The organism is Microbulbifer variabilis ATCC 700307 (assembly GCF_000380565.1).
GTDB lineage: Bacteria > Pseudomonadota > Gammaproteobacteria > Pseudomonadales > Cellvibrionaceae > Microbulbifer > Microbulbifer variabilis.
In genome coordinates this window covers 271,664-283,593 of sequence record NZ_AQYJ01000029.1, presented here as the reverse complement: position 1 = coordinate 283,593, position 11,930 = coordinate 271,664, and the positions used below count along the sequence as shown (strand labels likewise).

The 11,930-nt window shown below is 47.5% G+C and carries 10 protein-coding genes; 6 read left to right on the top strand and 4 right to left on the bottom strand.

Going from position 1 to position 11,930, the window contains the following annotated elements:
• Position 1 precedes the first annotated feature (1 nt).
• Together G367_RS0120060 and G367_RS0120055 are read right to left on the bottom strand one after the other, a co-directional pair.
• Complete coding sequence (locus tag G367_RS0120060) at positions 2-349, bottom strand: DUF2149 domain-containing protein (protein ID WP_020414951.1); 348 nt, start codon at positions 347-349, stop codon at positions 2-4.
• Entirely contained in the window at positions 349-879 is a 531-nt protein-coding gene (locus G367_RS0120055; protein ID WP_020414950.1) for a MotA/TolQ/ExbB proton channel family protein, read from the bottom strand. The genes G367_RS0120060 and G367_RS0120055 overlap by 1 nt, the downstream gene beginning before the upstream one ends.
• A 229-nt stretch (positions 880-1,108) precedes the next feature.
• Here G367_RS0120055 and G367_RS0120050 point away from each other — a divergent pair, with 229 nt between their 5' ends.
• A complete protein-coding gene (locus tag G367_RS0120050) occupies positions 1,109-3,280 on the top strand; it encodes a TonB-dependent hemoglobin/transferrin/lactoferrin family receptor (RefSeq protein WP_157533690.1) in 2,172 nt (723 codons plus the stop codon).
• Between the two features lie 337 nt (positions 3,281-3,617).
• Here G367_RS0120050 and G367_RS0120045 read toward each other — a convergent pair whose 3' ends face one another.
• The gene (locus G367_RS0120045; protein ID WP_026305279.1) at positions 3,618-4,538 is read right to left on the bottom strand and encodes a LysR family transcriptional regulator; all 921 of its coding nucleotides are present in this window, start codon (positions 4,536-4,538) and stop codon (positions 3,618-3,620) included.
• Positions 4,539-4,664: 126 nt separating this feature from the next.
• Between G367_RS0120045 and G367_RS0120040 the strand changes: the two genes are divergently transcribed.
• On the top strand, positions 4,665-5,402 hold the full coding sequence (locus G367_RS0120040) for a glycine betaine ABC transporter substrate-binding protein (protein WP_020414947.1): 738 nt from the start codon (positions 4,665-4,667) through the stop codon (positions 5,400-5,402).
• A 33-nt stretch (positions 5,403-5,435) separates the two neighbouring features.
• Positions 5,436-6,542, top strand: a complete 1,107-nt coding sequence (locus G367_RS0120035; RefSeq protein ID WP_020414946.1) for an L-dopachrome tautomerase-related protein — start codon at positions 5,436-5,438, stop codon at positions 6,540-6,542.
• Positions 6,543-6,640: 98 nt separating this feature from the next.
• Here G367_RS0120035 and G367_RS0120030 read toward each other — a convergent pair whose 3' ends face one another.
• Complete coding sequence (locus G367_RS0120030; protein WP_020414945.1) at positions 6,641-6,847, bottom strand: DUF2905 domain-containing protein; 207 nt, start codon at positions 6,845-6,847, stop codon at positions 6,641-6,643.
• 187 nt (positions 6,848-7,034) lie between these two features.
• On the opposite strand from G367_RS0120030, the gene G367_RS24440 reads away from it, so the two are divergent.
• From G367_RS24440 to G367_RS0120015, 3 genes are all read left to right on the top strand, one after another.
• Entirely contained in the window at positions 7,035-8,195 is a 1,161-nt protein-coding gene (locus tag G367_RS24440) for a PQQ-dependent sugar dehydrogenase (RefSeq protein WP_020414944.1), read from the top strand.
• 112 nt (positions 8,196-8,307) lie between these two features.
• A complete protein-coding gene (locus tag G367_RS0120020; protein WP_020414943.1) occupies positions 8,308-9,960 on the top strand; it encodes an amidohydrolase in 1,653 nt (550 codons plus the stop codon).
• Between the two features lie 947 nt (positions 9,961-10,907).
• Positions 10,908-11,918: a DUF4062 domain-containing protein gene (locus tag G367_RS0120015; protein WP_020414942.1), complete on the top strand. Its 1,011-nt coding sequence runs from the start codon at positions 10,908-10,910 to the stop codon at positions 11,916-11,918.
• Positions 11,919-11,930: the final 12 nt, after the last annotated feature.

Here is an 11,930-nt window from a genome sequence, read left to right as displayed (position 1 = left end):
ACTATTTACCCCCTACAGCCTTGTCTTTTGCGGACTCTTCTTTTCCTTCCGGCACATAAACCAGGCTGCCGTCTGCCATCTGGTAAGCAACACCCGCGCGAGTGCCCTCTCCCGATCCAATTTCGCCGGTGGATTTGTACTGCTTGATTTCTTCCCCATCTTTTACAATGACTTCCATATTGGGCTCACCGGCATTCTTGATCACCGTGACCTTTTCGTTGGAAAAAACGTTTAACGGGTTTTGTGCAATAGCGATGAGCAGTGCGGCAATAATCACCAGAAAGACATCAATCAAGTTAACCGCACTCAGAATCGGGTTAAGTTCTTCATCTTCATCCAGGAAGCGCATCAGGCGGCCTCCTTCAATTTGCGAATGTTAATCAGCTCAGCGGCAAACCAACGCTTCTTTACCGAGGCCGGCCAGAAGGTCAGAGTGGAAATCGCGAGACCCCAGATCACAGCAGCAAAAGCGATAATCAGGTTTTCACTGATACCCTGGATATTGCCATCGGCCAAGGCACGCAGCGCCGGCCCCATAGGGATCATGGTGGCAATCAAGCCCAGCATGGGCGCGATACGAGTGACCATGCGTAGCATTTCCAATTTTTTAAGTGCAAAAACTTCCAGCTCGTCATCACATGCCAAAGGATGTCGCACGTAATAATTGTGCACCTGGTAGCCTGGAAGGCCCTCTTTCCGACCTTGCTTCAGAGCCAAACTGTAAGCGACAGCATTGCGCCGGCGCAGCATCCATAGAGAGATGAAGCGTCCCGTTGCGTAAAGCGAGTAGATAAAAAGGACCAGAATCGCCAGCAATACCGGGGCCATAAATAAATCAGCCACATCGGCCATCAGGTTCTCAATTATCGAAATATTCATTGCAAGCCTCCTCAGCCCAGCACTTTCGCTCTGTATCAATGGCCGCGGAAACTAGCGGAACTACCTGTCAACGTCAAATTTAATCTAATTGATAGTGATTCGCATTTGGCTTTACATTATAAAAATCATCCCTATAATCCTCCCCCAATTGGCTCCATTGGTGAGTACCCACACCTTCACAGCCGACCAACCAGAGCAGAAGTACAGAAATTACCTCAAGGACAACACCATGAAACTTCGCCCAATTGCAGCGGCCCTACTTGGCCTGGCATCCGCCGCTAACCTGCATGCCGAAACTTCAGGTTCGGCAGCCAGCAGCGAACTGGAGCTGATCGTGGTCAGCGGCCGCGCGGAAAAGCCGCTAAAAGATGTCGCAGGAAGTGTTTCTGTTGTCACTACCGATGAAATTGAACAGCTTCAGTTGAACGATATGAATCAGCTGTTCCAATACGAGCCCGGAGTTGAAGTAACCGGCGCTGCTGGCAGTGCACAAAACATTCTGGTACGCGGCATGGGTGGCGACCGGGTACTGATTATCAAAGACGGTATGCGGGTTAACGAAGGCTATGGGGCCGATGGCCAGAATGACATCATCGGCCGCGGCTTTATCGAAATAGATACTCTCAAGCAGGTAGAAGTCGCCAAGGGTGCTGCCTCTTCCCTGTATGGCTCTGATGCGCTCGCCGGCATCGTGGTCTTCACTACCAAAGATGCCAGCGACTATCTGGAGGATGGTGAGCAATTCGGCGGCGCGATCAAAACCGGGTACACAGGTATTACCAATCAATCACACATATCACCTGCTCTTGCCTTGCGCACCGGCAATTTTGAGCAACTGCTGCATACCACCTTCCGCGAAGGAGAAGAGCAGCAAAATTTCAATGAGAGCCAGGACCCCTTCGAAATTGAGTCGAAGAGCTTGCTATACAAGGCCAAGTACAGCCTTGGTGGTGAGGACTTTATCAGCTTCAGCATCGATCACTGGAACCAGGAAAGTACCGGCGACAGCGCCGATGGCCTGCTCCACTATTTCCGCGGACTAGCTGATTACGGCTACAACATCGTCAAGGAAGAATCGGTTTCTGATAAAAAGGTCCGCGCTTACCAACTGCGTTACCACAGCGAAACCCCAAGCGCAGTCTATGACCAACTGAATATCAGCCTGTACCAAAACAAATCCGAACAGGAAGACGAACAATATGGTCAGCTGGACATCAATGCTCCTATGTTCGGTGTTTTCGAAATCCGTGATATGTGGGAGACCAGCCTTTACCGTCAAGACACCATTGGCTTCCTTTCCAATGCCAGCAAGACCCTGAGCGAAACCCACACCCTGGGATATGGCCTCGACCTGGAAAAAACCGAAAGCCGCCGCACCGTACACCAGTACCGCGAAGTGGAAGACAGCTCCACCATGGACGTGACTACTGACAAATTCCCGGAAAACGAAGTTTCCCGCGCGGGCTTATTCCTGAACGACGAAATGACTTTTGCCAATGGCCAGCTGGTTGTAACCCCCGGGATACGCTACGACTGGTACGAGATGGACCCCAACGGCGCTGAGAAAACTGACGGGACTCCTTTTGCCACAATTGAAGAAAGCAATACCTCCTTCAACCTGGGAGCCCTGTACAAACTCAACGCTCGCTTGTCTGTCTTCGCCCAGTACGGCCAGGGTTTCAAAGTGCCGGCCTACGATTTGGCCTATATCGAGCACTACCTGCAACCAACCTCTACCTATGCTTACGAGGTGCTGCCAGCTGACGACCTGTCTCCAGAAACCAGCGACTCTTTCGAGCTTGGTCTGCGTGGACATCTGGGTCCGATTGCCTTTAGCACTGCCGCTTTCTACACCGAGTACGATGACTTCCTCGAAACTGCACTTATAAACAGCGAAACTTTCTTCAACGATGATGGCAGCTTCTCTCACGTATTTGAGCAATACCAGTACCAAAACATCGACTCAGTGACGATTAAAGGGGTTGAGCTAAGTGCGAATTGGTACCTTTCTCCAGCGTTCGAGCTATTTGCGAATGCCAGCTATCAACGCGGTGAAAACGACACCACCGGCGAATACCTCACCAGTATCAGCCCGCTTTCCGGTGTCATTGGTGCCAGCTACACAGGCGCACAACTTTCCAGCCAGGTACTGGTACGCTGGGCGGACCGTATGGATCGGGTAAATGAAGGAGAAACAGAAGCTCCAGGCTATGGTTCTGTAGACTGGACGTTGGGTTATCAGTTGATGGAGCAGATGTCTCTCAACCTGGCCGTCAACAATCTACTCGACAAAGAGTATGTGCCCTACTTGAATGTAGCTGGCTGGGAGGAAGGCAGTGATATCTACGTAAACTCTGCTCCGGGCCGCACTTTTTCTGCATCCGTTAAGTACGATTTCTAAGTTATTAATCCGGCTAATTAGTGGATAGCCGGATTGATGCGGCGCAAGGAAGCGCCGTTGCTGGTCACGGCCAGCAAAGCCCCTGAAATACAAGTCACTCTGCGCTTTGCGCAATTTCGGGGGCTGTAATCAACTGGGTCACGGATGACCTTTTTTTGATTACTGGAGAAGTCTTTCTCCTACGCTCCTATAAGTCCCTTGCGGCCGCCCCCATGCGGCCTTTTTTAATTTAGATTAAAAAAATATTTTTAGCTGTTAACTGTTTTCTAAAAATATAAGTTTTTGAAATTTTCTAAATATTCAATACTCCGGCACTCCCATAAGATCCGTTCAGGAACTAAGTATTAGCGACTTCAATTGATTTAAAGCACTGCGCCAACCTATCTGCAAATTCACCCACACGTCTGGGCTGAGCGCGACTCGGTGGAAAGAGCATTTGCAGCGGTATTGCGGAGGGTGTGTACTCGCTTAACAACCTAACCAACCTCCCAGCTCGGATATCCGAGCCGACATCCAGCTCAGATTTCAAAATGATACCAAGTCCATTCAAGCACCACTGTCGAGCTAGCTCACCGTCATTGGTAATCCGGTCTCCCCGCACCGTGACCGCTCTTGAAACTTCACTTTTCTGTCCTTTAACCTCTTCTCTGAAGCGCCAGCTATTGTCCAGATTCTCCCCAAAGCGCATTACTAAGCAGTTATGGCTTGTTAAATCTTCAGGCTTTTTCGGAGAGCCATACTTTTCCAGGTAGGCCGGAGAGGCACAAACAATACGCTGCTTACTGCCTAAGGTTCTGACCCGCAGTGAACTGTCAGTGATGGATCCAAACCTCAGCGCGACATCTATACCCTGACCAACGGTATCTACATAGCCGTCGGACAGCAGCAATTCTATCGAAACCGCCGGATGGTCCTGTAAGAAACGGTCTATTTCGGGCGCAACAATTGCCCTCCCAAGGTCACAGGGTGCGCTAATCCGTATCGTTCCCGAAAGGGTTTGCGCCCCCAAGCGGATACGGGACTCCAGGTCCTCAACTTCGCCAAGAACCAACTTGGCTCCCTCAACCAGAGTTCGCCCCTCGTCGGTGAGACTGATCGCCCGCGTGGTTCGGTTTAACAAGACGACACCAAAATGAGCTTCTAGGGCCGCAAGACGCTCAGATACTGTACTGGAGGAGAGGCCCGAGTCACGTGCAGCGGATACAAGACTGCCTTTCTCGACAATCTGAAGAAACAGCGAAAGGTTAGCAAGAAGCATTGTACGTCTAAACCGGATATTCATTTCGATAAATGACAGTTTATCCGGCAAATATAGGAGACCACAATACTCCTATCAGCAGTTACTACTATCCGGTCAGCAACGCATATTGCAGGGAGATGAGATATGGATAAAAGCATTCGTATTGGTCACATCGCATTGTCATTCCATGAGGCCAGCGCTCTGGAAGTCGCCAAAATTCTTCAATCTTATGGCCACGAGGTGAGCTTCAAGTCTGCCTCTCACGAGGCCGCTTTCGACATGTTAAATAAAGGGGAAATCGATCTACTGGCTTCGGCATGGCTGCCGTCCAGCCACGAGATCTACTTAAACCCCTTCCTTGATCAGGTAGAAAAAGTGTCTGTGCTTTATGAGCCCTACTGTATTTGGGGAGTTCCTGAGTATGTGCCTGAAGAAGCGGTTTCCACTATCGAAGATCTTTTGCATGAACCGGCACTGAACCGTATGGAGCGATTGATACAAGGTATCAATCCTGGAGCCGGCATCAGCCGTTTTTCCGCAAAGATGATCCAGGCATATGGGCTCGACAAAGCCGGTTACGAATTTCGCCCTGGATCTGAGGAAGACTGCTTCGACCGGTTTGAGCAGGCAGTTGCAGAGAACCGGTGGACTGTCATTCCTCTATGGCATCCACAGTTTCTACATAACCGCTACACCATCCGTGCCCTCAAAGAACCCAAAGGGCTATTGGGCACTCAAGATGAAGCGACCCTTATCGTCCGCAAAGATGCCAAACAGAGAATTGGTGATGCTGCCATGGCAGACCTCTCACAGCTTTACATTGGCAATAGCAAATTGAGCGCTTTAGAGGACGAGCTCCGCACACGATCAAAAACCCAATAAAACCTCTCGAAATTCAAACTTGGAAAGTTAAATATGAAATCTCTGAACAGTTTAATTGCTGCATTTGCCCTACTCGGAATTGGCAGCGTTGCATCCTACTCGAGCTATGCAGTTGAGTCAGGGGCCCTGCAGACGGTTACAGAGTTTACGGACTCCCGTGCGGCGGGCGTTACAGTCACTCCCAGTGGTCGAATTCTGGTAAGCATGCACCCTTTGGATGCACCAAAATTGAAAGTGATGGAAGTAATGGCCAACGGAACCAAACAGCCATTCCCCAACCGCGATTGGGCCGATGGGCCAGAAACCGGTAAGGTCGGTTTTACTTCAGTTATTGGCATACACTCCGACAGTAAAGGGATTGTCTGGATTTTGGATATGGGTAGTGAGAATTCCCCCACTCAATTAGTTGCCTGGGATAGCGTAAATAATAAATTGCACAGGCAACTGGAAATTTCTAGATCTTCACTACTCACCAACTCTTTCCCACAAGATTTTGCCCTGGATGAGAAGCGTCAGAAAATTTATATCGCTGATATGTCTTTTGGTAACTTCAACGGCGCTACTAAACCGGCGATCATTGTAGTTGACCTTAAGACAGGGCAGTCACGACGGGTACTGGAGAGCGCCGATGCTTTTATGCCCCCCAACCAGGATGTCGTGATTGATGGCCTACTGTTATCAGCAAAAACCAAAGAAAATTCCAGTAAAAGCTTACGCTTTGGCCTGAACCCCATAGCATTGGATGATCAGGGTGAGTGGTTATATTTCGGCACCTTAAGTGGTAATACCCTATACCGCTTACCTGCAGCACTACTGGCTGACCATAGAATTTCCAATAAGAAGCTTGCCTCTAACATTGAAGAATTTGGACCAAAGAATCCAAGCGATGGCATTGTGATGGCACCGGGGAATGGGGTTCTCGTTACTGACCTGCAAAATAATGCGATAGGTTTAACCACAAAAGGCGATTATAAAATTCTGGTGCAAGACAAGCAGCTTTCATGGCCCGACAGCTTGGCAGTAAGCAACGGCTGGGTTTATATCACTCAGGATCAACTGCACCAGCACCCGGCCTTCAGTTCAGGTCTTGGTAACGCAAAACCGCCCTACAAGCTGATGCGCTTCCGCTATATGCACTAAAGCCACCCTCCCCACCAATTACTCATTTGGTGGGGACTTTCCTCTTACATTTCACTATCTACGTTCTGTCTTATCAATTACCAAGCTAAATTTGAAAACTAACGTCTAAAGAGATTCACCAGCAAACTTAACACCAAACTGATAATAATCATGGACACGATGGGAAAGTAAAATCGTGTACGTCCGGACTCAACGCGGATATCTCCTGGCAGACGCCCAAACCAGTTAAACAGCCCGGGCGCAAAATGCAACAGCACACCAAGGACCACCAAGATAAACCCTGCAACAATCATCCAGCGGGCCATTTATCCCGCCTCCTCAAGCTATTTCAATCAGTGGAAGTCTAAACCGACGTATATACATTTAAGCGTAATACTGAGGGCGCTACTCATACAACCCTGCCGCATCTATTGGAAGCCTCACCGCTGATATACTTCAAGAGTTTCCGCCCACCGACTACCCCACTTCCAGAAACATTTTTCAGGAGGCAAAGTGAGAAGGATCTCAATCGCGACAACAGTTGTACTTATTTACGCAATTATCGCAAGTAACTGTTTTGCTGATACACGCATATCCCGCGGTGCGATTCCTGTCATTGATAATGTAAAGCTGAGCCAGGTAGCTGGCCCTATCGAATATCCCTGGGGTATTGCACTGCTGCCGGATGGCGCTTTATTGATCACTCAGCGTAATGGAAAAATACGCACCATAAAAGATGGCAACCTCTCAGATCCCGTAGACTTTCCCGTTCAGGTTTACTTTGAGGGCCAAGGCGGCCTCCTGGATGTGGCAGCCAGTCCCAACTTTGCAAAGGATAATTTGCTCTTTTTCAGTTACTCAATCGGCAATACGCAAGACAACCGTCTTGCCATCGGCCGAGGCAAGTGGCAGAACGACACTCTACAAGACTTTGAGGAAATATTTAAAGCCGCCCAGGGGAAAACAAATGACCGGCATTTCGGTTCACGATTTGCATTCCTACCCGATGGTACTCTGTTGGCGACCATCGGCGATGGAGGAAATCCCCCGCAGGCATACCTGGATATATTTGCACGCGAACAGGGGCAAAACCTACATACGCATTTTGGCTCTGTAATTCGTATCAAGCCTGACGGCTCAGTACCTGACGACAACCCCTTTATTGATATGAAAGGCGCCCAACCGGAAATCTGGAGCTTTGGCCATCGTAACCCCCAAGGGCTCGCCATTGATCCAGAGACTAAAGTGGTATGGTCGAATGAACATGGCCCCGCCGCGGGCGATGAACTGAATCGACTTGAAAAAGGAGCCAACTTCGGCTGGCCACGGGTCACTTTTGGCAGGGACTACCGCGATGGCTCAAATATCTCCTTCAAAATTGCCGATCCGGAATTTGTATCCCCTATTCTTGCCTGGATAGATACCCATGCCCCTGGCGGCCTCACCGTATATACAGGCAAAGCCTTCCCTCAATGGCGTGGACACCTGCTTTCAGCAGGATTAGTCACTCAAGACTTAAGAGTCATTGACCCCGAGGGCGATGCGCTTACCGGTGAACAACGCATCGTGATTGGCGAGAGAGTCCGCGACTCTGAAATCGGGGCAGATGGTACCCTCTATGTGATCACCGATGGCCCTCAAGGCAGGTTACTGCGTATCGACCCCGATCAATAAGAGAGCTGGCAATCACCAACGGGAAGTAAATTCCGCTTCCCGTGTTTGCCTTTCCATAAGAGCTAAAGCCGCCATAGAATAGCTGACAATTAAAACAAAAAGGCTATCAACTATGCGACTTTCCCGCGTTCTGGCTGTAGCACTCCTCGCCGCTTCGTCTGTCAGCGCCCAAGCTGTAACAGTGATACACAATTTTTCAGGCTATCAAACCACCGATAAAGCCCTGATCCAGTTCAGCGCCATGGCCTTCGATCAAGGGAAGGTATTGGAAACTGGCAGCATTACCGAGCTGAATAAGAAGTATCCTGATGCAGACAAGATTGATGCCAATGGCAAAACTCTACTACCCGGTTTAATTGATGCCCACGGCCATATGTTGGGCCTGGGCCAGCTCAATACTATGCTGGACCTGCGCGACCAATCACTGGAGGAAGCCCTGAAGTCCATCAAGCGCCACGCCGAACACTTGGCGCCCAATGAGTGGCTCCTAGGAAGAGGCTGGAATCAGGTCACCTGGCCAGGCAAACAATTTCCCACGAGCGACCAATTGGATGCCCTGGAAATTGATCATCCGATCTGGCTACGGCGGGTAGATGGCCATGCCGGTTGGGCCAACGCCAAAGCGCTGCGTCTCGCCGGCGTAGATAAAAATACCCAATCGCCGGAAGGCGGTGAGATTCTGCGGAATAGCAAAGGCGAACCTTCAGGCATCTTGATTGATAATGCAATGGGTCTTTTACAAAAGGCCATTCCAGCCCCCACTCTCACCCAAGAAAAGAAATCCCTACAGAATGCCTTCGCCAAGGCGCTCTCTCTGGGCCTTACCAGCGTGCATGATGCAGGTATTAACGAGAAAACTCTTAACGCCTATAGAGAACTATCTAAAGAAGGTGCTATCCCCATGCGGATGTACCCTATGTTGTCAGTAGACAGCCACAACTATGCCAAATTGCTAAAAGCCGGCCATATCGGCGGCCCCGAAGATCGACTGTATATGCGCAGTATTAAGTTATCGGCCGATGGTGCCTTGGGCAGTCGTGGTGCAGCGCTACTGGAACCCTATCACGATCGTCCATCGGAAAAAGGGCTTCTACTCTACCCAGAAACCAAAATGCTCTCTCTGCTTAAATTAGCTACCGATAACGATTTTCAAGTGAATGTCCATGCCATCGGCGATAGAGCCAACCATATCGTACTCAATCACCTGGAGACACTGGATAAGGCTGAAAGCCAGAAACAGCTTCGCCACCGTGTGGAGCACGCACAGGTCATAGAAGTGAAGGATATTCCTCGCTTTACCCAGCTTAATCTGATTGCCTCGATGCAGCCCACCCATGCCACCAGTGATAAAAACATGGCTGGTGACCGTTTGGGAGAGAAACGCCTGATCGGTGCTTACGCCTGGCAAACCCTATTAGATCAAGGTACACCAATCGCTGCCGGCTCCGATTTCCCTGTAGAGCCCGCCAATCCCCTTTTCGGACTCCATGCAGCAGTAACCCGCCGTGATCGCCAGGGAAATCCCACTGATGGTTGGCGCACCGAGGAAGCAATGACCCTGGAGCAGGCGCTACGTGCATTCACCCTTCACGCAGCCTATGCCAGCCACCAGGAGAAAATGATTGGCAGCCTTGAAGCCGGAAAATTCGCAGACTTTATTTTACTGGACAAGAATATCTTTGAGATAGACCCTCAAGAAATCTGGAAAGCAAAAGTAATGGAAACCTGGGTTGAGGGGGAAAGGGTTTATAAAACCACTTTCTGATAAGAATAATGGGCTTTTCTTAACAGCAGTGGCTTAAAGTACTTTTTTGAAGAACTACCTTTGCAATAAGTTACAGTAAGCACTCAAGAATTTTAGGAAGAGCCCGCAAACGACCTAAAAAAGCCAAATGCTATAGCGTAATGAGCAAACTTGTTTTCATGTATAATCTTAGGTGCTCTAAATTCGAATACCCAGGTCATTTCTACTTCAGGTTCCAGGCTTACCTAGTCTTTGACTCAGCGGCCAGGCCATCTCATAAAAGCCTACCTGGATTGTATAAAACCAAAAGTATCAAAATCCACTTTAATCCCCCCCCAAAAAATAAATCTAATTATTAAAAACAGAATTTAAAGGTAAGTGATCAACAACTAACTTTATCAAATATCAGATCTAGATATTACTTTGGACATATTGCAGATAGCAACCATCTTGCCATACATCAAAAAGCTCAATAACAGTTTGTCTGTAAGAAAAAGCTGACTTACCACCTTCAAAAGATTATCAACAGATGAAAATAGCCCACCAGATTACAGGATATTCAGATGGGACCTTTTAACAAATGGCTGACAGTGATAGAGTTTGCTGGTCTCCAAATGATTTCCATTTGATGATAAAATCTGGGGGATACATTGAACCCCTTAATATGTTCAATGTAAGTACACAAGGAAGAAAAAATCGTGCTAAATGCCACAACCGCTTTTTACTCCCTCAAGAATTGCAATAAAACTGCAGTGTGTTCTTTGAATATAAAGCCAGTGATCAGCCACGATATTAAATATCTTTACTACCACCAACCGATCCTACACTCTAAAAACAGTGCAATTCTAAGCAACAAATTTCGGTTCTTATAAAATATTCATACATTTGCAAAATGTTTACATCCTTTTTTACAGTCGTTAATCAGAAATCTATTTAAACATCTTTCAAAAGCCTGAGTACACTAAAGTATGGATAAAAGATATCAAGTTTTTGTCAGCTCAACCTATGTTGATTTAAAAGAAGAGAGACAGAAAGTTCTTCAGACCCTAATGGAAATGGATTGTATCCCTGCTGGAATGGAGCTATTTCCTGCAGCAGACGAAGAACAATGGGAGTTCATTCAGAGAGTTATAGATGATTGTGACTATTACCTGCTTATAATTGGTGGTCGCTATGGATCAATAGCCGATAACGGTCTTAGCTATACTGAGAAAGAATTTGACTATGCTGTTAGCAAAGGAATCAAAGTTATTGCTCTATTACATGACTCCCCTGAATTACTACCCAGAGCAAAGACTGAAAAAAGTGAAGAGCTTGAGAGAAAGCTAAATAAATTTAGAGAAAAAGTTAGTAGTGGGAGACTGGTTCGATTTTGGTCAGACCCAAGGCAGTTACCAGGCGAAGTCGCCCTTAGCTTAAATAAAACAATAAAAATATTCCCCTCTACAGGATGGGTTAGAGCTAATTTAACAGCCTCACCAGATTTACTTATAGAACTCAACAATTTAAGAAAGCTAAATGATTCACTCAAATTGCAACTCGAAAACCTAAATAGAAGCTCGTTTATTATTCCATTATCCGACTTAGCAGATTGGCATGACTCTATTAATATAACAGGAACTTACTCTGTTAACGCAAGTAGTATCAATTATGAAATACTTGATAAAACCTGGAAAACAGAGACTACATGGAGTAAATTATTCTCAATCATCTCACCATACTTGACGCGCTCACCACATGAAAATTTAGTAAGCAATTTCATTGCAACTGAATTTAATAGATCCACATCAAGTAAACTGAATGCCTCAGATTTCAAAGTAGATCAACAAGTATTATTCTCTATACGAGTTCAATTTATAGCGTTAAGCTTGATATCTATTGATAGAGATGGAAACTGGCTTTTGACTGAAGCCGGAAATAATAAGATGATCGAATCCAGAGTTTCTCGAAGAGTGCATCCAGAAGAGCTAAGTACTTGATAAGCATATTAG

What these genes read in the sequence shown, in the direction of transcription:
- G367_RS0120060 (WP_020414951.1), bottom strand. Translation starts at nt 349, where the DNA reads ATGCGCTTCCTGGATGAAGATGAAGAACTTAACCCGATTCTGAGTGCG.
- G367_RS0120055 (WP_020414950.1), bottom strand. Translation starts at nt 879, where the DNA reads ATGAATATTTCGATAATTGAGAACCTGATGGCCGATGTGGCTGATTTA.
- G367_RS0120050 (WP_157533690.1), top strand. Translation starts at nt 1,109, where the DNA reads ATGAAACTTCGCCCAATTGCAGCGGCCCTACTTGGCCTGGCATCCGCC.
- G367_RS0120045 (WP_026305279.1), bottom strand. Translation starts at nt 4,538, where the DNA reads ATGCTTCTTGCTAACCTTTCGCTGTTTCTTCAGATTGTCGAGAAAGGC.
- G367_RS0120040 (WP_020414947.1), top strand. Translation starts at nt 4,665, where the DNA reads ATGGATAAAAGCATTCGTATTGGTCACATCGCATTGTCATTCCATGAG.
- G367_RS0120035 (WP_020414946.1), top strand. Translation starts at nt 5,436, where the DNA reads ATGAAATCTCTGAACAGTTTAATTGCTGCATTTGCCCTACTCGGAATT.
- G367_RS0120030 (WP_020414945.1), bottom strand. Translation starts at nt 6,847, where the DNA reads ATGGCCCGCTGGATGATTGTTGCAGGGTTTATCTTGGTGGTCCTTGGT.
- G367_RS0120020 (WP_020414943.1), top strand. Translation starts at nt 8,308, where the DNA reads ATGCGACTTTCCCGCGTTCTGGCTGTAGCACTCCTCGCCGCTTCGTCT.
- G367_RS0120015 (WP_020414942.1), top strand. Translation starts at nt 10,908, where the DNA reads ATGGATAAAAGATATCAAGTTTTTGTCAGCTCAACCTATGTTGATTTA.